Here is a 23,283-nt window from a genome sequence, read left to right as displayed (position 1 = left end):
GCTGCCTAGCGCGCAACGCTAGGCAGCTATTTTAACAAATGCATGGTATTAGGGCGTGGAAAGCCAGCCAGAGAGCTCGTTGTTGACCACGGCCAGCAGCGCATCGATGTGGTCATCACGGTCATTCAAACAGGGGATGTAGCTGAAGGTTTCTCCACCCGCTTCCATAAAGCTGTCGTGAATCTCCTCCTTAATCTCTTCAAGGGTTTCTACACAGTCTGAGGAGAAGGCAGGTGAAAGAATGGCGATGTGCTTGTGCCCCTGCTTTGCAAGCTCAGCAACGTGGTCGACAGTTTGTGGCCCTACCCACTTTTCAGGACCAAACTGCGACTGAAACGCCGTATCCACTTCTTCTTTAGTGAAACCTAACTTTTCACGCATTAATCGCGTGGTTTTTTGGCACTGGCAGTGGTAGGGGTCGCCTTCCATCAGATAGCGTTCCGGCACACCGTGATAGCTCGCCACTAGTTTTGTCGGTCGGCTTTCAAATCCATCGTAAGCCTCTTGCACGGAGTTCGCTAACGCCTGAATGTAGGCAGGGTGCTCAAAGTAGGCGGGCACGGTGCGGATATAGGGCTGCCACTTCATTTTCATCAGTGTACGAAAAGCCTGATCGTTCGCCGTTGCGGTGGTGGGCGAACCGTATTGCGGGTAGAGCGGAAAGAACACGATGCGCTCGCAGCCCTTCTCTTTCATGCGTTTCAACACGCTATCGGTCGAGGGGTTGCCGTAGCGCATGCAGAAATCAACCTCTACATCATCGCCATACAGCGCTTTTAAGCGCTCGGTCATTTTTTCCGTTTGGGCGCGCGTGGTGGTTAACAGCGGGCTTTCATTCTTCTCATTATTCCAGATGCTCTTGTACGCATGACCAGACGAAAAGGGACGCTTGGTCAGAATAATCAGCTGTAGCAGAGGCTGCCATTTCCAACCTGCGTAATCCACCACGCGCTTATCAGATAAAAATTCGCTGAGATAGCGGCGCATGGACCAGTAGTCGGTGGCATCAGGCGTTCCCAGGTTGGCAAGTACCACGCCCACCTTGGCGCGGGGAACGGCAGGGTGATTGCTAGGCGCATGGGTTAAACGCCCCTCACCGGGTTGATCCTTCACAACGCTATCGGCCATCTCGCTAACTCCTTAGGTGCAGTACGTAATGGGCAAAATCTTACCACTTTTCGGCACAGCCGCGGCATAAAGTTATACTATCAGTATTATTTGTATAACTGCAGGCTAACTCATGTCTAAGCCGTTACTCCTTATCCTGGGTGACCAGCTGTCGCTGTCACTACCTACGCTTCGCGATGCGCCCCCCAATGCGGTGGTTGCGCTATGCGAAGTGGCAGAAGAAGCGCGCTACGTGCCGCATCATCTGCATAAAATCGGCCTGTTTATGGCCGCCATGCGCCACTTCGCTTATACCTTGCGCGATAAAGGCTATACGGTGCATTACAGTCGTATTGACGATGCCGACAATACCCACTCATTGATAGAAGAAGCCGAGCGACTCGCAAAGCAGTATGGCTGTGATGAAATTCGCGTCACGCGCCCAGGTGAGTGGCGGCTGTGGAACAGCATGCAACAGCGCCAGCAGGCTGCCCTTCCTTGGCAGCTGCTTGAGGATGATCGTTTCTTCACCACCCCTGATGATTTCGCACACTGGGCAGAGGGCCGCAAGCAGCTGCGTCTGGAATACTTCTACCGGGAGCAGCGCAAACGTACTGGGCTTCTTATGGAAGGCGACGCGCCCATCGGCGGGCAATGGAATTACGACCACGACAACCGCGAGCCTATCAATGCCTCTTTAAGCTTCCCCGCCCTGCCTCAACACGGTCAGGATCACCTTACTCAGCAAGCCCTTAAGGATGCGGCGCACTACTTTGAGGGCCATATGGGGTCGATAGAGACGTTTAACCTCCCCGTCACTCGCCGCCAAGCCCTGGTGGACTTGAACCATTTTATAGAACACGGGCTAGCTGATTTTGGTCGCTACCAAGATGCCATCAGCGACCGCGAGCCTTTTCTCTACCACTCACGGCTCTCTGCGGCGATGAATATTGGCCTGCTCTCACCGTTTGAAGTCTGCGAAGCGGCTGAAGCCCACTACCATGCCGGCAAAGCGCCCATTAATGCGGTGGAAGGCTTTATTCGCCAAATCTTGGGCTGGCGCGAATACGTACGCGGGCTCTACTGGACACAGATGCCCACATACAAACAAGAGAATCGACTTAACTTTACCCGAGACCTCCCCGCCTTTTATTGGGATGCGAAAACCGACATGCGCTGCCTCCAGCGCGCTATCCAGATGACCATTGATAACAGCTACGCCCACCACATCCAGCGGCTCATGGTGACCGGCAACTTTGCGCTGCTATGCGGCGTAAAGCCTGAAGCGCTGTGTGACTGGTATTTGGCGGTCTATGCTGATGCCTGCGAGTGGGTAGAGTTGCCAAATACATTGGGCATGGTGTTACACGCTGATGGTGGGCTGATGGGCTCAAAGCCCTACTGCGCCTCTGGCAAATACATCGACAAGATGTCCGACCACTGCCAGCACTGCCGCTACTCCCCCAAAGAAATGACCGGCCCCAAGGCTTGCCCGTTTAACAGCCTTTACTGGCACTTTCTGGAAACCAATGCCGAACAGCTCAACCGCAACCCGCGCATGAAGCTTATCTACGGCTCACTGGCCCGTATGAAAGAGGAAAAGCGCGAGGCCATTCGCCAGCAGGCAGAACACTTCCTCGACCAGCTATCCACAAGCACTAGTTACGGTCAGCCAGCGCATACTCAAGGCTATTCCACCCAGGAGACTCCCTCATGAGCCGCTTTGCTACGTTAGAAGCGCAAGCGCCAGTGACGCTCTACCACGATGGTCACTGCCCTTTTTGCCGAGTGGAAGTGGCTTGGCTGGCTAAACATCGCCACCGCGAACGCGTGAAGCTGGTGGATATTCAAAGCAGTGAGTTTAACGCAGACGCCATCGGCCGCAGCTTTGATACCATGATGGGGCAGCTGCACTTGCAGGATCGACAGGGGCATTGGTATGTAGGCATGGACGCCAGCCGGGCCCTCTATGCGGTGTTGGGCTACCGGCGGCTAGTAAGACTTTCTTGCTTACCGGGCCTGCGAAGCATCATGGATGCAGGCTACCGTTTTTTCGCCCGACGCCGTATCCGGCTGGGGCAGTGGTGGGAAAAACGTCAGGGTAAATCCGTTCGCTAATTAAAATACCAGCGGCATACGCGAGGTCAGCGGCGCACTGTAATGGGCGTCGCGGCCAATGACTTCATCCTGCGGCACGTGCTGAACGAGGTATGCGCGATGAATACCCGCACGCTTTAGCTCCAGATACACGTCATCCAATGAGCGAAACAGCATCGGCTTGTTACGCTGCATTAGCATATGGCGCTCACCTTCTACATCTTCCAACTCTACTTGGTAGAAGCGGCTGCCTGAATGGGTAATTACCCGAATCTCAAAGTTGTCGTGGCTTGCGACGAACTGTTTTAGCTCTTTCAGTTCCATGGTTCCCTCCTGTTATTGGTCATCGCCATGGAGCACAGCATGACGCGGCCCCATGACAATAATATTACCTTGGCACTAACTGCCTAAGAGGGCAATAACAGAAAAGAGTTCCTGACCAATTCGTCAACTTATGGTCGATTTACTGATATTCCGAGGGGTCAATCGCTTTACCCAGCGAGTTACGATCAATCCAGTTACCGCCCTTGGTCTCTTTGTACCGAAAGACCACTTTGTCGCCGACAGCAACAGGAAGCTCTGCATCTTCTGTTTGGTAGCTGTACTTTTCCCCTTCCACTACTAAAAAATAGCGGTAAAGATCGGGCATGCCCAACCACTCTTTAAAAGGCCCCTCACGCTCTAGCGACTGGAGTTCACCACGGCCTTCCAGCTTGGGAAGACGTTTGCGGTTACCGCGCCTAAAACCACCTGCCATTTGCTACTCCTGTCTATCTATCTGCTCGAGGCTAACTGCTCAATGGGGTGCGCATTATACGTCCTCCCCCATAACGCTCAAGTTAATCACCAAACGCTTCGCCATAGCTATCGGGCGCCAAGTCTTCAAAACGCGTGTATTTACCGATGAACGCCATATGAACGGTGCCAATCGGCCCGTTACGCTGCTTGCCGATAATCAACTCAGCGATGCCCTGGTTATCTGGGTTATCCGGGTTATACACCTCATCCCGGTAAACGAAGGCAATGACGTCCGCATCCTGCTCAATCGCTCCCGATTCCCTCAAATCCGACATCACGGGTCGCTTGTTGGGGCGCTGCTCTAGCGAGCGGTTAAGCTGCGAAAGCGCCACTACCGGGCACTGAAACTCTTTAGCTAACCCTTTCAGTGAACGGGAGATTTCAGAGATCTCTCCCGTGCGGTTTTCAGAGAAGCCGGGGATCTGCATCAACTGCAGGTAATCGATCATGACCAGCGCCATATTACCGTGCTCTCGCACGACACGGCGCAGGCGTGAGCGCATCTCGTTAGGCGAGAGCGCGGCGGTATCATCAATAAATAGCTGCTTATCTTTAAGCAGGTTCACCGCTGAGGTAAGGCGCGGCCAATCTTCATCTTCAAGCTGTCCTGAACGCACTCGGGTCTGGTCAATACGACCCAGTGAAGAGAGCATACGCAGCATCAAAGACTCAGCTGGCATCTCCATGGAGAACACCATGACGGGCTTATCGCTGGCAATCACCGCATGCTCTACCAGGTTCATGGCAAAGGTGGTCTTACCCATGGAGGGTCGACCGGCAATAATCACCAAATCGGAAGGCTGCAGGCCTGAAGTCATCTCATCCAGGTCGCGAAAACCGGTGGAAAGCCCGGTCATTTCGCCTTTGAGATTGAACAGCTCATCGATGCGATCAACGGCCTTGGTGAGTAGCTCACTCATACCGATCGGGCCACCGGTTTTTGGTCGCTCTTCAGCAATTTGAAAAACCAGCCGCTCGGCTTCGTTTAAAAGCTCATCAGCTGGACGCCCCTGAGGAGAAAACGCCCCATCGGCAATTTGATTCGCCGCTCGGATAAGCTTACGCAGCGTTGCACGCTCACGCACAATGTCAGCATAGGCGCGAATGTTGCTTGCCGAGGGCGTATTACGGGCCAGCTCTGCCAGAAAACCCAACCCACCTACGGTATCTAGCTGATCCCGCGCCTCAAGCGCTTCGGAGAGCGTGACCACATCTAACGGCTTACCCGACTCCGCTAAATGAATCATCACGTTGAACACCAACCGGTGCTCATAGCGATAAAAATCGTCAGCCACCAAGCGCTCAGAGACGTTATCCCACGCTTGATTGTCTAACATAAGCCCGCCTAACACCGACTGCTCCGCCTCTAACGAGTGCGGCGGCAGCTTAAGCGCCGCCGTTTCCTGATCAGCAGAAGGCTGGTCCTGCATAGCGAGCTCCTTAAAAATAACGCATTGCCAACGGCGCTTATCTTAGCCGGGCAGCTTCCTTCGTACCACTGACATAGCACATCAGTGGTCGCTTAAAAAAGACAAAGGGCGCGGGAAATCCCGCGCCCTTTGAGGCGTTAGCGTTGGCGAGAGAAATTACTCTGCGACAACAACCACGCGTACAACGGCGTCCACTTCTGCATGCAGGTGGAGGTCGATGTCGTATTCGCCAGTTTGACGAATCGGTCCATTCGGCATACGAACTTCGCTCTTGGCCACTTCGATGCCAGCAGAGGAGATCGCGTCAGCCAGGTCACGCGGACCGATAGAACCAAACAGCTTGCCTTCGTCGCCCGCTTTAGAAACCAACGACAGTTCGATGTCGTTAAGCTGCTCAGCGCGTGCTTGGGCTTCTGCTTTACGCTCAGCGGCTTGAGCTTCAAGCTCAGCACGCTGTGCTTCAAACGCTTCAACGTTTTCTTTGGTGGCCGGTACGGCTAAACCGTAAGGCACCAAGTAGTTACGACCATAACCAGGCTTAACAGTGACCTTGTCACCCAGGCCGCCCAGCTTACCAATGTTGTCGAGCAGAATGACTTCCATCTCGTAAACCTCTTGTCAGTTGCTGCGGGCAAGGCGTGCGCGAACGTTCGCGAATGTATCAATCAGCCCCAACAGCAGCACAATGAGAATCGTGGGCCAGGTCGTGATCAGAAGCACATAAAATGCCACCAACCACAGCCCGTTCATCCCCTTAATTCCAATAAACCCATGCACTAACGCAATACCGGCTATCAGCAGCGGGATCCAACTAAGCATGGCCAGCGCCTGCGCACCAAGCGCCATCCCTGCCACCCCAAGCACCACTAGAACAGCGAGCTCTTTAGGTGTTAAACGCAGGGCATGGAATTCGTCACGAAAGCCGCCTGGGTTATAAAGCCCAGCCTGCCAGCTACGTGCTAGCGCCAAACAGGCAATGGCCGCTAACAACACTACCAGCCCCGTCACGCCACCAATAACAATGGCGGCTAGGCTGGCCGTATCGACGCCTTGATTAGCAAACTCCGTGAGCATGCGGTCAATCTCAACTGAGCTTTCCCGCAGTTGCTCCAGCATTAGCTGTGTCCCACCCGGTGGGCTGAAGATGCCGAGCTGAACCATTGCAGCAGCCACTAACGTGCCTACAATCAACGCTTCACTCCAACGCATCCGCTCACGCAAAATGACAGCCATCAGCGTCACTAGCAGTACGCTAGATAGCGGAATAACGTCACCTTGCGCCCACCAAAAACCTGCTGGTAGTGCGGCGGCGATAATAACCGGTAGCGCGGGGGCAAAGCCTTTACGCAGGGTTACGAGCGCCGCGATGGCAGCACCTAGCCAAAACAGCCAGGGCACTAGCGCTGCTAACGCTGCCCCGCCTGCGGCGTAGGGCGTGCTGCGCATCAACCATCTTGCTAGTGCCAGCATCACGTTAAACGCTTACTGGTGGCTATCGGAGTAGGGCAGCAGTGCCAGGTAGCGTGAACGCTTGATAGCGGTCGCCAGCTGACGCTGATAGCGTGCTTTGGTGCCGGTGATGCGGCTCGGAACGATCTTGCCGGTTTCGGTGATGTAAGCCTTCAGCGTGTCGAGATCTTTATAGTCGATCTGCTTGACGCCTTCAGCGGTGAAGCGGCAAAACTTACGGCGACGGAAAAAACGTGCCATGGACTAGCTCCTTAAAACGTGCGGTGGATAAAATCAGGCAGTTTCTTCAGCTTCGCGCGGCTTTTCTTCGCGACGCGGACGCTTTTCTTCTGCCGGCTTCATCATCGGAGAAGCTTCAGTGATCGCTTCTTTGCAGCGAACAACCAGGCTGCGGATGATGGCGTCGTTGAAACGGAAGATGTTCTCGATTTCTTCGAGAGTCTCGCCGGTGCACTCAACGTTCATCAGCACGTAGTGGGCTTTGTGGATCTTGTTGATCGGGTAAGCCAGGTGACGACGGCCCCAATCTTCAAGGCGATGCACAGTGCCAGCGTTCTCAGTAACGATGCTGGTGTAGCGCTCGACCATTGCCGGCACTTGCTCGCTCTGATCCGGGTGGACCATAAACACGATTTCATAATGACGCATGGAATCTCCTTGCGGTTTGACAGCTTCCGGTGTGCGTTGAGGCAAATGCCTTAACTACGACAGGGAAGCAAGGAGTTAACTGAAATGCCCTTTCTTGGCCGCGAACAGCCGAGATAGCGCATCAAGCAGAACTGTTAATCGTACAAGTTATATACCAATACGAGCGCCCGCTTATGAATAAACGGGCGCAAGCATTCTAGTGGGCTGGCAGCTAACTTGCAAGCTGTCGCTGCCGAACGGCCTCAAACAGGCAAATGCCGGTGGCCACCGATACGTTAAGGCTCGATACCTGCCCGGCCATCGGCAACTTAGCAAGATTATCGCAGGCTTCACGGGTCAGCCGGCGCATGCCCTTCCCTTCCGCTCCCATTACCAGCGCGGTGGGGCCAGTCATATCAATCTCGAACACGCTGGCCTCTGCCTCACCCGCCGTGCCGGTAATCCAAACGCCCGCATCTTTGAGCTTTGCCAAGGTGCGCGACAGATTAGTGACCTGATACACCGGCACCACTTCTGCTGCCCCACAGGCGACTTTTCTGACCGTTGCGTTTAGCGGCGCCGCTTTATCTTTTGCCACAATCACGCCATGCGCCCCTGCCGCATCGGCACTTCGCAGGCAGGCACCGAAGTTATGCACATCGGTCACACCGTCAAGCACGAGCAGTAGCGGCGGTGTGGGTGCTTGCCAGGCGCGTAGCTTAAGCCAAAGCGACTCTTCGCCTTCTGGTGTTAACGGCGAGCAAAACGCCACCACCCCCTGATGGGCAGCCCCTTGCGTCAGCTGATCCAGCACATCACGAGACTGCTCTTTCACGCGCGCGCCAATGGCTTGGGCGTTGGCGACCACTTCCTTTAAGCGGCTACCAGCACCTTGCTGAACCCATAGCTCACGAGGAGCTTCACCACGTTCAAGCAGGCTCTCCAAGGCGTGAATACCGTACACCTGATCCAGGCCATCCGGTGTGCGGATGGCCGTACGTGGCTGACGTCGAGACGACGACGATTTCATGCTTAACCCTTTTTCGCTGATGGTTTACGCGGGCCGTTACGAGTGCGGCGCGGGCCACGACGCGTAGGCGCGTTATCCGTTGCTGCGGCAGCTTTCGGACCACCGCTTTCACCACGGCGCTTGCGCGGCTGGCGACGAGGGCGCGGCTTATCATCGGTGAGACCAAAGTCGATCTTACGGTCATCCATATCCACCCGCGCCACTTGAACCGTGAGGCCGTCACCCAGGCGATACGTTGCTCCTGTGCGCTCCCCTTTCAGGCGGTGCTTCTCGGCTTCATAGTGGTAGTAGTCCGACGGCAGCGAAGTGACGTGAACCAAGCCTTCCACATAAAAGTCGTCGAGACGCACAAACAGGCCAAACTGAGTCACCGAGGCAATAGTACCGTCGAAGGTTTCGCCCAGCTTGTCAGACATAAACTCACACTTGAGCCAGCTCTCGACATCACGCGTCGCTTCATCGGCCCGGCGCTCGGTCATTGAGCAGTGCTCGCCCAGCTCCAGCATTTGCTCGAAGGTGTACGGACACCATTTGCTTGGCGGCTCGACCGGAGCACCTTCTACACGAACCACCGTATTGGTCTGGCGAGGGCCACGAATAACGGAGCGAATCGCACGGTGTACCAGCAGGTCAGGGTAGCGACGAATAGGCGACGTAAAGTGCGCATACGCCTGGTAGGCCAAACCAAAGTGACCTTCATTCTGCGGCGAATAGACGGCCTGATTCATTGAACGCAGCATGACGGTCTGGATAATATCAGCATCTGGACGGTCAATAATGGCTTCACGTAAGGCCTGATAATCCTGCGGCGTTGGCATATCGCCCCCACCCACAGAAAGTCCCAGTTCGCTGAGGAATAGGCGCAGCTTGTCTAGTCGCTCAGGCGTAGGCCGCTCGTGAATACGGTATAGCGCCGGCAAATCGTGCTTGTCTAAGAAGCGTGCTGTCGCCACGTTCGCCGCCAACATGCACTCTTCAATAAGCTTGTGGGCGTCGTTGCGCGTGCGCGGTACGATTTTCTCGATTTTACGCTCATCGTTAAAGATGATCGCCGTCTCAGTGGTATCAAAATCGATCGCGCCGCGCTCTTCACGAGCGGCGCGCAGCAGGCCGTAAAGCTCATGCAGATTTTGCAGCGGCTTGACTAGCTCGGCATGCTCACGACGCAGCGCTTCGCCCTCTTCGCTTTCGCCGTCCAACATCGCTGCCACCTTGTTATACGTCAGGCGGGCGTGAGAATTCATGACGGCTTCGTAGAACGAATAACGGCTAATCGCACCGGTTTTGGAGATGTTCATCTCACACACCATCACCAAGCGATCGACATGCGGATTTAATGAACACAGGCCGTTAGAGAGTAACTCAGGCAGCATCGGCACCACTTGGCCGGGGAAATAGACTGAGTTACCCCGTGTGCGTGCTTCATCATCCAGCGCGGTGCCTGGGCGCACATAGTGCGACACATCTGCAATCGCAACCAGTAGCTTCCAGCTGCCAGATTTAGTTTTCCAGGCACATACCGCGTCGTCAAAGTCTTTGGCAGACTCATCGTCAATAGTGACCAGCGGTATATCACGCAGATCAACGCGATGTTTTTTATCCTCTTCCAGTACCTCAGCGGAAATCTCGCTGGTCTGGTCAAACACCTCCGGCGGGAATTCTGCCGGGATATCGTAGCTGCGAATGGCAATATCGATTTCCATACCGGGGTCCATACGCTCACCCAGCACTTCGATGACTTCGCCTACCGGCTGCACACGGGTCGCAGGCTGCTGAACGATCTTGGCCGAAATGACCTGACCATCTTTAGCACCGGCGCTCACAGTATGGGGAATAATCACTTCTTGGGTAATGCGCGGATTCTCAGGAATCAGCACCCCAAATTCCGGTGTATTACTGCGATAGACGCCTACAATCGTTTGCGTATTACGCGCAATCACATCGGCAATGGTCGCCTCATCGCGGCCACGGCGGTCACGCCCACTCACGCGCACCAGCACATGGTCGCCATGGAACACACGGCGCATTTGGCGCGGCGGAAGCACGAGGTCAGGTTTTTTCCCATCGTCACGGAGCACAAAGCCAAAGCCATCCCGATGCCCCAGCACTTTACCTTTGATCAAATCGAGCTTGTCGATGAGGGCGTAAGCACCGCGGCGGTCGCGTAGCACCTGGCCATCACGCTCCATTGCCGCCATACGCCGACGCACGGCTTCAAGATGGTCTTCATCTTCAATGCCCAGCATACGGCTCATGTTTTCATGGGTAATCGGCTTACCATAGCTTTCTAAGGCAGCCAATAAGTATTCGCGGCTGGGCGCAGGATTATCATACTTTTGCGCCTCGCGCTCGGCGTGCGGATCATCACTCAACGTCCAATACTTCATGCGATCAACATCCTTGATTGCGTTTGCGGGAGGCGGACAGTTAGCGCAGGCGCTGTACGCTGCGGGCGGGTGTTAATGTCGACGGCGCTAGCGTCGGTGTCAGCTGCTAATAAGCTGAAGCGTGTCATATTTTGTTTGGTCATGGGCGCAGTATAGCGCTGCCCGTTCAATCACCCAACCACCTAACACTGCATTAATATGAATTCAGTGTTAAAAAAAGCGCCTCAGGGCTTGTATTTAACCACGACCTCGGTATCATACGCGCCACTTGCCCAGATGGCGGAATTGGTAGACGCGCTAGCTTCAGGTGCTAGTGTCCGTATGGACGTGGAGGTTCAAGTCCTCTTCTGGGCACCAAATAACGTTATGTTACCCCCTTTTCATGACGTTATACGGTGCAGCGGCAAGCAAGCAGCGAAAGCTGTATTATGTAGTAGTATGTAAAAGCAGTAACTGTAGTTTGTATTCGCCCAGGTGGCGGAATTGGTAGACGCGCTAGCTTCAGGTGCTAGTGTCCGTATGGACGTGGAGGTTCAAGTCCTCTCCTGGGCACCATACGAATACAAACAATGTACTGCAAAAGTAAGACATAAAAGATGATGCGCCCAGGTGGCGGAATTGGTAGACGCGCTAGCTTCAGGTGCTAGTGTCCGTATGGACGTGGAGGTTCAAGTCCTCTCCTGGGCACCATTTTTGGTCCCGTCCGCATCACTCTTATCTTCTCTATACTTATCTTCTCTGTGTCTCATTTAATTTATCCCTCGCCCAGATATTCATCTGTATGGCGATTTTTTTGTTTTCTCTTTCCGCTCTCACCTCTCGAGTTGACGCTGTGACTGTTGGATTCATCCTTTGATCAGCGCTCTTACCTGCGCTTCTATCATCCGCTGTCTATTTCCGAACACACCTATTAAAGGCAGCGAACGACATATACCCTTTCGCCCGCTGCCGGTCTTACGCAACGCTTAGCTGCGTGTCTCCACTGTAATAACTATTGATAGCGCCCTGGGCGACGAGCAATCTCCTCCAGCGCCCACCCCTGTGTTCGCAGCTCACCCTCTAACACGGCTTCCATGGTGGGGGTGAGATCAGGAAAGAAGTTGAGCCCGGTGCGCGCTTCGATGTCATCAATCGTTACTAAGTAATCATCCAGAGGCTCATTACCCCTAACGTCTTGGGGCATGATAAACGCTAGCGCTAAAGGAACATCATCGTGAGGTGCAACGATAATTTTATAGAATGCTTCAGGCACTTCTACAAAGCCCACGCGGTTAAATACGTTATCCATAAAGCGTTCGGGGTAAATGGGGCCGGTGATCACCTGTAGACGCTCAAAGCGAGGCGCAAAGTGATCCATCACCGACTCTTCTAACCGCTGCCACAGCTGACGATTTAAGTTAGGCCGCTGCGGGGCCATATTGCTCATCAAAAAGGTGTCGATTTGCGCACTGCGCCCATGCACTGCAGCAATGGCGTAATTGGGAGCCAAATGTCCGCGGTCATAGCCGCTTCCTGAGTAACTGTCGGTTCCCACCGGCCAAAGTGTGCGCCAGTCAGCTCTAAAATTAGGCCGACCACCGATACGAGTACCGTCCGGCACGGCTTCTACTTGATAGCTTACCCACAGCGCGCCAACGCGAACATCGGACCATCCCACTAAAAACCCATCATTACTTAACACGCGATGGAACGTAGTGGGGCGAAACGCCTCCCAGGTGGGCACGCCTTGCCACGTATAGGCGTCTTGATGCTGGCGACCTTGGAACTCCCACAACCCGGTACCCACAATCACAAACAGCACAGCGATGCCCAGACGTCGCCCTTGGCGACGCCAGCGCATAAACGATTTCCCCAACGAAGTCACTCCCCTACAAACGTTACTCAATCACTCGCTTTTTAAGAGATGGCGAGAATTACCAACCCACTGAAAACATCGTTTCTAAATCATGGCGGGAGTGAACCTGCATCGCGTTAAGCGTTTCGGTATCGCTGATTCCTTCGACGGCATTTAGGCGCTCGGTGACGAGCTCAGCCAAGCTTTCAAAGTCGCGTGTACGGGCAATGGCGACTAAATCGTAACGGCCACAGGTGGAGTACACTTCGCTAATGCCTTCGACATCCGCTAAGCGCTCAGCGACGGCTTTTACTTGGCCTTTTTCGGTGTTAATCAAGATCACTGCGTTTTGCATGGCGCCCTCATGGATCATGGTGTGTGGATATCACGCTAAGGGGCGAGTATAGCAGCCTGCTGGTGGCGGCCAAGCGCTGCCAGCGAGCGTGGCTAATTGTCGCGCTATTTATAAGGTTATTCGCACTAATTTTGAGCATGCGCTAGCATGTACCAGAGACCTTCGACTTATGAGCTTTGTCGAAGTATTAAGAGGTGGCCCACCACCCAATCACCGTAGCAAAACGTCAGACCGTGACGATAAGGAGACACCATGGCTAATCAAAGCCGTCGTAAGTTCATGCGTAACAGCGTGCTAGGCCTCGCTGCCCTGCCGTTTGGTGCTGGAATCCTGTCGAAAACTGCTTTTGCCCAGGAGCTGCCTCGTCTAGACCCGTCCTCACCTACCGCTCAGGCGCTAAACTACGTTGAAGTAGCCAGCGACGCCAGCGACCACCCCGCCTATGAAGAGGGCGAACTCTGCTCTAACTGCATGTTCTTCAATGCAGACAACGAAGGCTGCCAGCTCTTCCCGGAAAACAGCGTAGAGCCCGATGGCTGGTGCCAGTCATGGACTGCCAAAGCGTAAGCAGCGGTTAAGCGAACGCCATCACGATGACCCCGCGCACGGCGCGGGGTCATCGTTTTTTAGCGCTACGGTTTAACCTCTTTACTGTCCTCTTCCACCGGCCAATGGTAGCGGCGCGTTACCTTCCCTTCCTCCATGGAAACGAGATGCACAGGAAAGCCCCATAGCTGCTGTAGGTGGCGAATCACCGGGTAGACACTTCTGCCCAATGGCCGACGATGGTCCTGAATATGATGCAGGGTTAATGAGCGGTCGCCACGAATGGCGGCTTCCACCACCTGAATATTCGGCTCTCGCACTGACAGCGCATACTGGCTTGAAAGCGCTTCCCGTACTCGCTTGTAACCACGTTCATCGTGAATCGCAGCCACTTCCAGCATCTCTGATTGGTCATCATCAACGATCAAAAACAGCTTCAAGTCACGAATGACCTTGGGGGATAAAAACTGCTGTATGAAGGATTCATCCTTGAAGTTGCGCATCGCAAATTCAAGCGTCTCCCGCCAGGGGCTGCCTGCAATATCGGGGAACCACTCCCGGTCTTCCTGGGTGGGTGTTTCACATATACGCTTGATATCCATAAAGATGGCAAACCCCAACGCATAAGGGTTAAGGCCGCTGTAATAAGGGCTATCAAACCCCGGCTGGTTAATCACCGCCGCATGCGACTGCAAAAACTCCAGCATCAGGCCCTCATCGACCTTGCCTTCATCGTACAGCCGGTTCATTAGCGTGTAGTGCCAAAAGCACGCCCACCCCTCGTTCATCACCTGAGTTTGTCGCTGCGGGTAGAAGTACTGCGCCAGCTTGCGCACGATGCGCACAATTTCCCGCTGCCAGGGAGCCAAAAGCGGGGCATTTTTTTCGATAAAGTAAAGCAGGTTTTCCTGTGGCTCAGAAGGGTAGAGACCGCCGCTATGCAGTCCTAACGGATCGTCATCGCTGTGTAAGCTTCCCGGCAAGGGGGCCATACCCGCAGGCGGTTCGGGAATAGTTCGCCACAGCATATTCACCTGTGTTTGCAGATAGGCCTCGCGTTCATCCTGACGTTTGGCCTCCTCCTCTGCCGAAATAGGTGATGGCCGCTTGTAGCGGTCAACGCCGTAGTTCTGCAGTGCGTGGCAAGCATCCAGCAGTTGCTCAACCGCGTGTACACCGTGGCGCTCTTCGCACTGGGCAATGTATTTGCGGGCAAACACCAGATAATCGACGATAGATTCGGCGTCGGTCCAGGCACGAAATAGGTAGTTGCCTTTAAAAAAGGAGTTATGGCCATAGCAGGCGTGGGCAATCACCAGCACCTGCATCATCAAGGTGTTCTCTTCCATCAGGTAGGCGATGCAGGGGTTGGAGTTGATCACCAGCTCATAGGCGAGCCCCATTTGCCCACGCTTATAGGCCTGCTCCACCGCTAGAAACTGCTTTCCAAACGACCAGTGATGATAGCCCACCGGCATGCCGACACTCGCATAGGCATCCATCATCTGTTCGGTGGTGATGACCTCGATTTGATTGGGGTAAGTATCCAGCCGATACTCATCGGCAAGCCTAGCGAGTTCTTCATCGAAGCGCTCCAACACGCTGAAATTCCAGTCCGACCCAGTGGCGATGGGCTTGCGGGTTACACTCATGGCGCACTCCTCAACTCGCACTACCGCTCTTGGCTCAAGCGGCGCTTAAATAGCTCACGAAAGACAGGGTAGATATCTCCGGCATCGACAATCTGGCGCATGGCAAACCGTTCGGGAAACTGCGCAGCCACGGTTTCGTATTCATGCCATAGCGACTGATGGTCGTGGGGGGTGATTTCCACGTAGGCGTAGTACTGCAATTGAGGCATCAGCTGTTTGACCAGCAAATCGCGGCAGATATTGGAGTCATCGTCCCAATTGTCCCCATCGGATGCCTGGGCCACGTAGAGATTCCACTGACCGGCGGGGTAGCGTTTTTCAATGATCTTATTGACCAAATTCAGCGCGCTGGAGACGATGGTGCCGCCGGTTTCTCGGGAGTAGAAAAACTCCTCTTCATTCACCTCTCGAGCGGCGGTGTGGTGGCGCACAAACACCAGTTCAACCTTCTCGTAGTGCTTCTCTAAAAAGAGATAGAGCAGTAAAAAGAAGCGTTTGGCGATATCTTTATGATTTTGTGTCATGGAGCCGGACACGTCCATAACGCAGAACATGACGGCTTGGCTCGACGGCTGCGGCTGAGCCGCCAGCTGGTGGTAGCGCAGGTCGTAGGTATCAATAAACGGCACCGCCTCGATGCGTTTCTCCAGCCGTTCTATCTCCGCTTTCAGCTCTACGATACGCGCAGGATTGCGCAACACAGGGTCTTTGCGCTCCTCCGCTGCTAATGCTTCCTGGGCCTCTTTCAGCGCGCGTTTAATCGGCGCACGCATGGCAATGCGCCGTGCGTAGGCTTCGCGCATCGAGCGGGTAATACTAATGCGCGAAGGAACGCCATCTCGCGCAAGCCCAGCCCGCACCATTTTGATCTCTTCAAGCGATTTGAGCGGCTTGCGCTGCAAGTGGGGCAGCTCTAAGCCGTCAAACACAAACTCCAAAAATTCTTCGCGGCTAAGGGTAAACGCAAACTCATCGCTGCCTTCACCCTGATTAGATGCGCCGCCCTCCCCGGCACCACCGCCACCGCCTTGACCGCCAGGGCGGCGAATTTTATCGCCCTGAAGAAACTCCTTATTCCCCGGTGAGACGATATTGCGTGCCCCTCCCTGCCCGTGCTGAAACACTGGCTCAGAAATATCTTTGGCGGGAATCGATATTTTCTCGCCTCGCTCCATATCGGTGATGGAGCGGCGGTTCACCGCCTCCTCCACCGAGCGCTTGATATGCTTGCGATAACGCTCTAGAAAGCGCTGCCGATTGACCGCGCTTTTATGCTTAGCGTTAGGTCTGCGATCAATAAAGTAGGTCATTCGACCTCCTTAACACCCCGATCTTAAGCGCTTGGCTTCAGCGCCTTCGTGTACGGCCCTAACGGCAGCCCGCTATTGTGACTTACGTACGCGCAGGTACCACTCAGACAGCAGCCGCACCTGTTTTTCGGTATAGCCACGATCTACCATGCGCGCCACGAAGTCCTCGTGCTTTTTCTGATCCGATTTTGACGCCTTGGCATTAAAGGAGATCACCGGCAACAGCTCTTCGGTGTTGGCAAACATCTTGTGCTCAATGACCCCTTTTAACTTCTCATAAGACTGCCAACTGGGGTTCATACCGTTGTTTTGTGCCCGCGCCCGCAGCACAAAGTTCACCACCTCATGACGGAAGTCTTTCGGGTTGGAGATCCCTGCCGGCTTCTCAATCTTCTCAAGCTCCTCGTTCAGCGACTGGCGGTTAAGCAGCTCGCCGGTTTCGGGGTCGCGGTACTCTTGATCCTGAATCCAAAAGTCGGCGTAGGTGACGTAGCGGTCGAAAATATTCTGACCATACTCGCTGTAGGACTCCAGATAAGCGGTTTGGATCTCCTTGCCGATAAAGTCCACGTAGCGCGGGGCCATGAACTCTTTGATAAAACCGAGATAGCGCTCGAACACTTCCGAGGGCAATTGCTCGCGCTCCAGCGCCTGCTCTAGCACGTACAGCAAGTGAACCGGGTTCGCCGCGACTTCAGTACTGTCGAAGTTGAACACCTTCGAGAGAATTTTGAACGCAAAGCGAGTAGAAAGCCCCTGCATACCTTCATCTACGCCCGCCGCGTCGCGGTACTCTTGAATCGACTTAGCACGTGGGTCGGTGTCTTTTAAGTTCTCGCCGTCGTACACACGCATCTTAGAGTAGATATTAGAGTTCTCGGGCACTTTGAGCCGCGATAGTACTGAGAACTGGGCCAGCATGCGCAGCGTATCCGGTGCACAAGGGGCCGCATTGAGCGAGGAATCTTCTAACAGCTTTTGATAGATTTTGATCTCTTCTGACACCCGCAAGCAGTAAGGCACCTTGACGATATAGACACGGTCTAAAAACGCCTCGTTATTGCGGTTATTACGGAACGCCTGCCATTCAGATTCGTTGGAGTGGGCCAGAATGACGCCATCAAAGGGAATCGCCCCCATGCCTTCTGTGGGGTTGTAGTTGCCCTCTTGAGTAGCGGTTAGCAACGGATGGAGCACCTTGATAGGTGCCTTAAACATCTCCACGAACTCCATCAGCCCCTGGTTGGCACGGCAAAGCCCGCCTGAGAAGCTATAGGCATCCGGGTCGTCCTGGGAGTAAAGCTCCAACTGACGGATATCCACCTTACCCACTAGCGAGGAGATATCCTGGTTATTCTCATCACCCGGCTCGGTTTTGGAGATAGCGATTTGATTCAGCCGTGATGGGTAGAGGCGCACCACCCGGAACTGGGAAATATCGCCGCCGTACTCTTTTAAGCGCTTGGCCGCCCAGGGCGACATCACGCTGCGTAGGTAGCGCCCTGGAATGCCAAATTCTTGCTCCAATAGCTCGCCGTCCTCTTCCGGCGAGAAAAGCCCTAAAGGAGACTCATATACCGGAGAGCCTTTAATGGCATAGAACGGGATGCGCTCCATTAACAGCTTTAAGCGCTCGGCCAACGACGATTTACCGCCGCCTACCGGCCCCAGCAAGTACAGAATCTGCTTGCGCTCTTCAAGCCCTTGGGCCGCATGACGGAAGTACGCCACAATTTGCTCGATGGCCTCTTCCATCCCATGAAACTCGGCGAAGGCGGGATAACGGCGAATGACTTTATTTGAAAAAATGCGTGATAGACGCGGGTCTTTCGCCGTGTCGATCACTTCAGGCTCGCCTATCGCTTCCAGCATGCGCTCGGCGGCGCTGGCATAAACCTTCGGATCGCGGCGACAAAGCGCCAAGTACTCCTCAAGGCTCATGTCCTCTTGCTGAACGCGGGCAAAACGGTCTTGAACGTGATCAAAGATGCTCATGGAACTCTCCTGTGGCCCATCCCCCAGCAGCGACCGCCCAGTGAAATCATCGAAGCGGCGTGCCATTCGAGGTGTCGCTCTATCAGCGTAGTCAGCATTAGCAAAAAGTGATGACTTAACCTTCAACGCAGCGTCGCTAACCGCTGAGATACCCTTATGAGCACAAGAGGAGAGGTTTAGTTGCGTTGAATTTATGGCGTGCGTGCAACGCAAAACGCCACCTAAGCGGTGGCGTTTTACAATCATAAAAGCGGCATCTGCCTGGGCAGCGGTGCGGCTACTCAAGCACCGTTTTTACATCCGCTAATAGCTGGTCCAGCAATTCAACGGTAGTGTTCCAAGCGCACACAAAACGTGCTCCACCGGCACCGATAAAGGTGTAGAAGGTCCACCCTTTGGCTTTCAACGCTTCGATCGCATGTGGGGGCAATTCAACGAACACGCTGTTGGCTTGAGTGGGGAACATCAGCGAAACGCCGGGCAGCGCTTGGAGCCCCTCCGACAGATAGCGTGCCATCGCGTTAGCATGTTCAGCATTGGTTAACCAAGCACCGCTTTCCAAAAGGCCTAGCCACGGCGCTGATACATAGCGCATTTTGGACGCCAGCTGCCCTGCCTGCTTACAGCGGTAGGAGAAGTCTTCAGCAAGCTCGCGGTTAAAAAATAGAATCGCCTCGCCAAATGCCAGACCGTTTTTAGTGCCTGAGAAACACAGCGCATCGACGCCCACTTGCCAAGTCAACTCCGCAGGCGAGGCTTTGAGACTAGCGCAGGCATTGGCAAACCGCGCACCGTCCATATGCAGGCGCAAGTCGTGTTTGTCGGCCATGGCACGAATGGCCAGTAGCTCTTCTCGGGAGTAAACAGTGCCCACTTCAGTGGCTTGGGTCAGCGATACCACCTTCGGTTTTGGGTAGTGAATATCGCTGCGCTTGGTCACCAGCGCCTCAATACCTTTTGGCGTTAGTTTGCCGTTCGCCCCTGGAGAGGTCAGCAGTTTGGCACCGTTGGAGAAAAACTCCGGCCCACCGCACTCGTCGGTCTCGATATGCGCCAGCTCATGACAAATCACGCTGTGGTAGCTGCGCCCCATCGCGGAAAGGGCCAGTGAGTTGGCTGCAGTGCCGTTGAACACGAAGAACACGTCGCAATCGTAGTCGAACATTTCACGAAAACGATCGGCGGCGCGGGCGGTCCAGCGGTCATTGCCATAGGCGAGGTCATCGGCCTGGTTGGCTTCAAGTAGGTACTGCATCGCCTCCGGACAGATACCGGAGGTGTTATCACTGGCTAAAAATCGCGGGGTACACTCCGAGGGCATGACGATAATCCTTTTGTCTGACGGTCGTGCGGCGCAGGCTGGGTGCCACCCGCGCCTTAAATCCCTAACGTGGCTTAGTGGTTAGGGTGATCCATCAGTCTATCGCCATTTTAGCGTTAACGTCACGCCCCATAAGCATTACAGCGAGGCTGCTAATCGAGTGCCCTGATCAATGGCGCGCTTTGCATCCAGCTCGGCCGCTTCATCTGCGCCACCAATCACATGAACACGCCCGCGAGCTTGGCTCAGCGGAGCAATCAAGTCGCGCACTGACTCTTGGCCCGCGCACACCACGATGGTGTCCACCTCAATCACCTGCTCTTGCCCTTCGCGGCGAATGTGCAGGCCCGCATCGTCGATGCGCACGTACTCGCAGCCGGTGAGCGTCTCTACACCGCGCTGCTTTAACGAAGCGCGATGCACCCAGCCGGTGGTTTTGCCCAGGTTTTTGCCCGGCTTAGAGCTTTTTCGCTGCAGCATCACAATGCTACGCGGTGAACGAGGCGGCAACGGCGCTTTTAGGCCGCCCCGTTCGCCCACGGCTAAATCCACGCCCCACTCATCGCACCATGCGGCCACATCCATGGCGGGGTGCCCCTCGTGGGAAAGCAGCTCCGAAACATCAAAACCAATGCCGCCTGCCCCAATCACCGCCACGCGCTTGCCTACCCGCTCAGGCTGCTCAATGGCGTCTGCATAGCTCAGCACGCTGGGGTGGTCGGCCCCAGGTAGCGCCAACTCGCGAGGCATCACACCGGTGGCAATCACGATCTCGTCAAAATCTGCCAGGGCGTCTACGCTGGCCTCGGTGTTTAAGCGCACGTCCACCGCGTGCTTTTCGAGCATGACGCGGAAGTAGCGCAGGGTTTCGTTAAACTCCTCTTTGCCGGGGATTTTACGGGCGTAGTTGAACTGCCCACCCAGCTCGCTGCGACGCTCAAAGAGCACCACGGCGTGCCCACGGCTGGCCGCCGCTACCGCCGTGGCAAGCCCCGCCGGGCCACCGCCTACCACCGCTACCCGCTTAGGCGTTTGCGCAGGCACCAGGGTAATCTCGGTTTCGTGGCAGGCACGGGGGTTGACTAGGCAGGAGGTCAGTTTGCCCATAAAGGTGTGATCCAAGCAGGCTTGGTTGCAGGCGATGCAGGTATTAATTTCATCCGACAACCCCGCCTCGGCTTTACGCACCCACTCCGGGTCAGCCAAAAACGGACGCGCCATCGACACCATATCCGCATGGCCCTCGGCCAGTACGCGCTCGGCCACCTCCGGCATATTGATACGGTTGGTGGTAATCAGAGGAATCGACAGCGCCGCACGGATGCGGCGGGTGACCTCGGTAAACGCCGCCCGTGGCACGCTGGTGACAATGGTGGGCACTCGCGCCTCGTGCCAGCCAATGCCGGTATTGATGACGTTCGCGCCAGCGGCTTCGATGGCCTGGCCCAGCTGTACGACTTCTTCCCAGGAGCTGCCCTCTTCTACTAAGTCGATCATCGACAGGCGGAAGATCAGCAGGAAACGCTCGCCAACCGCTTGGCGAATACGCTTGACGATCTCGACGGGGAAACGCATGCGCCGCTCAAAGTCGCCACCCCACTCGTCGTCACGCTGGTTGGTGCGGCGACAGATAAACTGGTTGATCAAGTAGCCTTCCGAACCCATCACCTCAACGCCGTCGTAGCCTGCCTGCTGGGCGAGCGTAGCGCAGCGAACGTAGTCGGCAATTTGCTGCTCTACCTCTTCGCTGGAAAGCGCCCGAGGCGTGAACGGGTTGATAGGCGCTTGCAGCGCTGAAGGGGCCACCAGCTCTGGTGAGTAAGCGTAGCGCCCGGCGTGCAAAATCTGCATGCATAGGTGCCCACCTTCAGCGTGTACCGCATCGACAACGTGGCGGTGCTCCGCCACTTGTGAGGCCTCTGTCAGCGCGTTAGCACCTTGAAACACCGCTCCTTCGGCATTCGGCGCAATACCCCCCGTCACAATCAGGCTTACCCCTGCACGCGCCCGCTCTGCATAGAACGCCGCCAAGCGCTCAAAGCCATTCGGCGCTTCCTCTAAATTGGTGTGCATGGACCCCATCAATACGCGGTTAGGCAGCGTTAAGTGCCCCACGGTTAATGGACGAAATAGGTGCGGATAAGCTGGCGCTTGGTGCATCACGGCGCTCCTTCACTGTTATTAGTACGGCGGGTAGTCAACGGCTTGCCACTCACATTCAAACAAGCGTATGACATAGCGCTGGCTACGTACAGACTTTTACCACGCTTCTTCCAGGCCTTTTTGCCCAACGGATGCCCGTTATCTTGCCTACTCTCCCCCTTGCCCCTGGCGGCAAAGCGCGTCACATTAACCGGCTAACGATAAGGGATTGAATTTAGGGAATGCGCTATGCCATTGATTTACTTTTTACCCCCGCTGGCCACCGTACTGATTTGGTCTGGCAATATGACCATCAACCAGCTTTCGGTAGATGCCATCGCTCCTAGCAGTATCGCGTTTTTACGCTGGCTGCTCGCCCTCGTCGTGATGACGCCTTTTGTGCTGCCGGCCGTACTGCGCCACAAAGATGAGATCGTGCGTAACTGGCCAAAACTCGCTCTGCTCGGGCTATTAGGGATGGGGCTATGGCAGGGGTTGGCTTATGTCGCCGCTGAAACCACCACCGCCACCAACATGGGCATTCTGGCGGCCATGGTACCGCTGCTAACGGTGCTGTTAAGCGCGCTGATATTGAAAGAGCCCCCAACGCTAGGCGGTGTGATGGGCGGCGTGCTCGCCTTTATCGGCGTGACGGTGCTACTGGGCCGCGGTAACCCCCTTTCACTGCTGCAATTACAGGTAGCCCAGGGCGATGCGCTTATGGTCGTTGCTGCTACCTGCTACGCGCTTTATGGCGTGATGCTCAAGCGCTGGTCGATGAACCTGCCGCCATGGGTGATGCTCTATGCACAGGTCTGCTTTGCCGTGCTGTTCCTGCTGCCGCCCTACTTGATGGGCCCCATGACGCCGGTGGATGGGCAAAATATCTGGCTCATTCTGTATGCGGGCATTCCTGCTTCCGTCATTACCACGTTCTTGTGGATGCGAGCGGTTCGCCAAATCGGCGCTAATCAGGCGAGTATTTTTATCAACCTGATGCCGCTGTTTAGTGCACTGATTGCCATGGCGCTACTGGGTGAACAGGTATCGGGATTCCACTTCATAGGCGGGCTGTTAATCCTTGCCGGTGTCATGATGGCGCAAACGCTGACACGCCCGTTAGTACGCGCCGCCGCTGCTCGAAAAACGCGCAGCGCACAGCAATGATACAATAGGCCAACT

The 23,283-nt window shown here is 55.2% G+C and carries 21 protein-coding genes and 3 tRNA genes; 7 read left to right on the top strand and 17 right to left on the bottom strand.

Annotated elements, in window-relative coordinates; genetic code table 11:
• Nucleotides 1-48 precede the first annotated feature (48 nt).
• Nucleotides 49-1,128 (bottom strand): ferrochelatase, encoded by a 1,080-nt coding sequence (gene hemH / locus IEW65_RS10280; RefSeq protein WP_188639372.1) that lies wholly within the window; start codon nt 1,126-1,128, stop codon nt 49-51.
• 112 nt (nt 1,129-1,240) lie between these two features.
• Between hemH and IEW65_RS10275 the strand changes: the two genes are divergently transcribed.
• Complete coding sequence (locus IEW65_RS10275; RefSeq protein WP_188639371.1) at nt 1,241-2,824, top strand: cryptochrome/photolyase family protein; 1,584 nt, start codon at nt 1,241-1,243, stop codon at nt 2,822-2,824.
• Nucleotides 2,821-3,225, top strand: a complete 405-nt coding sequence (locus IEW65_RS10270) for a thiol-disulfide oxidoreductase DCC family protein (protein ID WP_188639370.1) — start codon at nt 2,821-2,823, stop codon at nt 3,223-3,225. Before IEW65_RS10275 ends, IEW65_RS10270 begins: the two co-directional genes overlap by 4 nt.
• Here the strand turns inward: IEW65_RS10270 and IEW65_RS10265 are convergent, their stop codons facing one another.
• The 9 genes from IEW65_RS10265 to rnr form a co-directional block, all read right to left on the bottom strand.
• Nucleotides 3,226-3,528 carry a DUF6482 family protein gene (locus IEW65_RS10265; RefSeq protein WP_188639369.1) on the bottom strand — a complete coding sequence of 101 codons (303 nt, stop codon included), beginning with the start codon at nt 3,526-3,528 and terminating at the stop codon, nt 3,226-3,228.
• Nucleotides 3,529-3,667: 139 nt separating this feature from the next.
• Nucleotides 3,668-3,961, bottom strand: coding sequence for a hypothetical protein (locus tag IEW65_RS10260; protein WP_044628494.1), 294 nt, complete (start codon nt 3,959-3,961; stop codon nt 3,668-3,670).
• An 82-nt stretch (nt 3,962-4,043) separates the two neighbouring features.
• Nucleotides 4,044-5,432: a replicative DNA helicase gene (gene dnaB / locus IEW65_RS10255; RefSeq protein ID WP_188639368.1), complete on the bottom strand. Its 1,389-nt coding sequence runs from the start codon at nt 5,430-5,432 to the stop codon at nt 4,044-4,046.
• Nucleotides 5,433-5,588: 156 nt separating this feature from the next.
• Nucleotides 5,589-6,035 carry a 50S ribosomal protein L9 gene (gene rplI, locus IEW65_RS10250; RefSeq protein ID WP_188639367.1) on the bottom strand — a complete coding sequence of 149 codons (447 nt, stop codon included), beginning with the start codon at nt 6,033-6,035 and terminating at the stop codon, nt 5,589-5,591.
• Nucleotides 6,036-6,050: 15 nt separating this feature from the next.
• Nucleotides 6,051-6,902, bottom strand: coding sequence for a hypothetical protein (locus IEW65_RS10245; RefSeq protein ID WP_188639366.1), 852 nt, complete (start codon nt 6,900-6,902; stop codon nt 6,051-6,053).
• A gap of 12 nt (nt 6,903-6,914) precedes the next feature.
• Nucleotides 6,915-7,142, bottom strand: a complete 228-nt coding sequence (rpsR, locus tag IEW65_RS10240; RefSeq protein WP_009097135.1) for a 30S ribosomal protein S18 — start codon at nt 7,140-7,142, stop codon at nt 6,915-6,917.
• Nucleotides 7,143-7,175: 33 nt separating this feature from the next.
• Entirely contained in the window at nt 7,176-7,550 is a 375-nt protein-coding gene (gene rpsF / locus IEW65_RS10235) for a 30S ribosomal protein S6 (RefSeq protein WP_188639365.1), read from the bottom strand.
• A gap of 211 nt (nt 7,551-7,761) precedes the next feature.
• Nucleotides 7,762-8,559 (bottom strand): 23S rRNA (guanosine(2251)-2'-O)-methyltransferase RlmB, encoded by a 798-nt coding sequence (gene rlmB / locus IEW65_RS10230; RefSeq protein WP_188639364.1) that lies wholly within the window; start codon nt 8,557-8,559, stop codon nt 7,762-7,764.
• 2 nt (nt 8,560-8,561) lie between these two features.
• Nucleotides 8,562-10,946 (bottom strand): ribonuclease R, encoded by a 2,385-nt coding sequence (rnr, locus tag IEW65_RS10225; RefSeq protein ID WP_188639363.1) that lies wholly within the window; start codon nt 10,944-10,946, stop codon nt 8,562-8,564.
• 270 nt (nt 10,947-11,216) lie between these two features.
• On the opposite strand from rnr, the gene IEW65_RS10220 reads away from it, so the two are divergent.
• The 3 genes from IEW65_RS10220 to IEW65_RS10210 all read left to right on the top strand — a co-directional run bounded on the left by IEW65_RS10220 (nt 11,217) and on the right by IEW65_RS10210 (nt 11,636).
• Nucleotides 11,217-11,303, top strand: a tRNA-Leu gene (locus IEW65_RS10220).
• A 111-nt stretch (nt 11,304-11,414) separates the two neighbouring features.
• Nucleotides 11,415-11,501: transfer RNA gene (locus IEW65_RS10215), tRNA-Leu, on the top strand.
• 48 nt (nt 11,502-11,549) lie between these two features.
• A tRNA-Leu gene (locus IEW65_RS10210) sits at nt 11,550-11,636 on the top strand.
• Between the two features lie 301 nt (nt 11,637-11,937).
• Here IEW65_RS10210 and IEW65_RS10205 read toward each other — a convergent pair.
• Together IEW65_RS10205 and IEW65_RS10200 are read right to left on the bottom strand one after the other, a co-directional pair.
• On the bottom strand, nt 11,938-12,786 hold the full coding sequence (locus IEW65_RS10205) for a DNA/RNA non-specific endonuclease (protein WP_188639362.1): 849 nt from the start codon (nt 12,784-12,786) through the stop codon (nt 11,938-11,940).
• A gap of 73 nt (nt 12,787-12,859) precedes the next feature.
• Nucleotides 12,860-13,135, bottom strand: coding sequence for an Lrp/AsnC family transcriptional regulator (locus IEW65_RS10200; RefSeq protein WP_009097150.1), 276 nt, complete (start codon nt 13,133-13,135; stop codon nt 12,860-12,862).
• 252 nt (nt 13,136-13,387) lie between these two features.
• Between IEW65_RS10200 and IEW65_RS10195 the strand changes: the two genes are divergently transcribed.
• On the top strand, nt 13,388-13,702 hold the full coding sequence (locus IEW65_RS10195; protein ID WP_188639361.1) for a high-potential iron-sulfur protein: 315 nt from the start codon (nt 13,388-13,390) through the stop codon (nt 13,700-13,702).
• Nucleotides 13,703-13,767: 65 nt separating this feature from the next.
• Here IEW65_RS10195 and IEW65_RS10190 read toward each other — a convergent pair whose 3' ends face one another.
• The 5 genes from IEW65_RS10190 to IEW65_RS10170 form a co-directional block, all read right to left on the bottom strand.
• On the bottom strand, nt 13,768-15,333 hold the full coding sequence (locus IEW65_RS10190; protein WP_188639360.1) for a SpoVR family protein: 1,566 nt from the start codon (nt 15,331-15,333) through the stop codon (nt 13,768-13,770).
• A 20-nt stretch (nt 15,334-15,353) separates the two neighbouring features.
• The gene (locus IEW65_RS10185) at nt 15,354-16,643 is read right to left on the bottom strand and encodes a YeaH/YhbH family protein (protein ID WP_188639359.1); all 1,290 of its coding nucleotides are present in this window, start codon (nt 16,641-16,643) and stop codon (nt 15,354-15,356) included.
• A gap of 72 nt (nt 16,644-16,715) precedes the next feature.
• The gene (locus tag IEW65_RS10180) at nt 16,716-18,638 is read right to left on the bottom strand and encodes a PrkA family serine protein kinase (RefSeq protein ID WP_188639358.1); all 1,923 of its coding nucleotides are present in this window, start codon (nt 18,636-18,638) and stop codon (nt 16,716-16,718) included.
• Between the two features lie 277 nt (nt 18,639-18,915).
• Nucleotides 18,916-19,959 carry a threonine aldolase family protein gene (locus tag IEW65_RS10175; protein WP_188639357.1) on the bottom strand — a complete coding sequence of 348 codons (1,044 nt, stop codon included), beginning with the start codon at nt 19,957-19,959 and terminating at the stop codon, nt 18,916-18,918.
• Nucleotides 19,960-20,097: 138 nt separating this feature from the next.
• Complete coding sequence (locus IEW65_RS10170) at nt 20,098-22,119, bottom strand: NADPH-dependent 2,4-dienoyl-CoA reductase (protein WP_188639356.1); 2,022 nt, start codon at nt 22,117-22,119, stop codon at nt 20,098-20,100.
• 231 nt (nt 22,120-22,350) lie between these two features.
• On the opposite strand from IEW65_RS10170, the gene IEW65_RS10165 reads away from it, so the two are divergent.
• A complete protein-coding gene (locus IEW65_RS10165; protein WP_188639355.1) occupies nt 22,351-23,268 on the top strand; it encodes a DMT family transporter in 918 nt (305 codons plus the stop codon).
• Nucleotides 23,269-23,283: the final 15 nt, after the last annotated feature.

Source organism: Vreelandella lutescens (assembly GCF_014640815.1).
Classification (GTDB): domain Bacteria; phylum Pseudomonadota; class Gammaproteobacteria; order Pseudomonadales; family Halomonadaceae; genus Vreelandella; species Vreelandella lutescens.
This window is presented reverse-complemented; position numbering and strand designations above follow the sequence as displayed.

Bases quoted from the DNA above. Each gene is read 5' to 3' on its own strand.
- hemH (WP_188639372.1), bottom strand. From the start codon at position 1,128: ATGGCCGATAGCGTTGTGAAGGATCAACCCGGTGAGGGGCGTTTAACC.
- IEW65_RS10275 (WP_188639371.1), top strand. From the start codon at position 1,241: ATGTCTAAGCCGTTACTCCTTATCCTGGGTGACCAGCTGTCGCTGTCA.
- IEW65_RS10270 (WP_188639370.1), top strand. From the start codon at position 2,821: ATGAGCCGCTTTGCTACGTTAGAAGCGCAAGCGCCAGTGACGCTCTAC.
- IEW65_RS10265 (WP_188639369.1), bottom strand. From the start codon at position 3,528: ATGGAACTGAAAGAGCTAAAACAGTTCGTCGCAAGCCACGACAACTTT.
- IEW65_RS10260 (WP_044628494.1), bottom strand. From the start codon at position 3,961: ATGGCAGGTGGTTTTAGGCGCGGTAACCGCAAACGTCTTCCCAAGCTG.
- dnaB (WP_188639368.1), bottom strand. From the start codon at position 5,432: ATGCAGGACCAGCCTTCTGCTGATCAGGAAACGGCGGCGCTTAAGCTG.
- rplI (WP_188639367.1), bottom strand. From the start codon at position 6,035: ATGGAAGTCATTCTGCTCGACAACATTGGTAAGCTGGGCGGCCTGGGT.
- IEW65_RS10245 (WP_188639366.1), bottom strand. From the start codon at position 6,902: ATGCTGGCACTAGCAAGATGGTTGATGCGCAGCACGCCCTACGCCGCA.
- rpsR (WP_009097135.1), bottom strand. From the start codon at position 7,142: ATGGCACGTTTTTTCCGTCGCCGTAAGTTTTGCCGCTTCACCGCTGAA.
- rpsF (WP_188639365.1), bottom strand. From the start codon at position 7,550: ATGCGTCATTATGAAATCGTGTTTATGGTCCACCCGGATCAGAGCGAG.
- rlmB (WP_188639364.1), bottom strand. From the start codon at position 8,559: ATGAAATCGTCGTCGTCTCGACGTCAGCCACGTACGGCCATCCGCACA.
- rnr (WP_188639363.1), bottom strand. From the start codon at position 10,946: ATGAAGTATTGGACGTTGAGTGATGATCCGCACGCCGAGCGCGAGGCG.
- IEW65_RS10205 (WP_188639362.1), bottom strand. From the start codon at position 12,786: ATGCGCTGGCGTCGCCAAGGGCGACGTCTGGGCATCGCTGTGCTGTTT.
- IEW65_RS10200 (WP_009097150.1), bottom strand. From the start codon at position 13,135: ATGCAAAACGCAGTGATCTTGATTAACACCGAAAAAGGCCAAGTAAAA.
- IEW65_RS10195 (WP_188639361.1), top strand. From the start codon at position 13,388: ATGGCTAATCAAAGCCGTCGTAAGTTCATGCGTAACAGCGTGCTAGGC.
- IEW65_RS10190 (WP_188639360.1), bottom strand. From the start codon at position 15,333: ATGAGTGTAACCCGCAAGCCCATCGCCACTGGGTCGGACTGGAATTTC.
- IEW65_RS10185 (WP_188639359.1), bottom strand. From the start codon at position 16,643: ATGACCTACTTTATTGATCGCAGACCTAACGCTAAGCATAAAAGCGCG.
- IEW65_RS10180 (WP_188639358.1), bottom strand. From the start codon at position 18,638: ATGAGCATCTTTGATCACGTTCAAGACCGTTTTGCCCGCGTTCAGCAA.
- IEW65_RS10175 (WP_188639357.1), bottom strand. From the start codon at position 19,959: ATGCCCTCGGAGTGTACCCCGCGATTTTTAGCCAGTGATAACACCTCC.
- IEW65_RS10170 (WP_188639356.1), bottom strand. From the start codon at position 22,119: ATGCACCAAGCGCCAGCTTATCCGCACCTATTTCGTCCATTAACCGTG.
- IEW65_RS10165 (WP_188639355.1), top strand. From the start codon at position 22,351: ATGCCATTGATTTACTTTTTACCCCCGCTGGCCACCGTACTGATTTGG.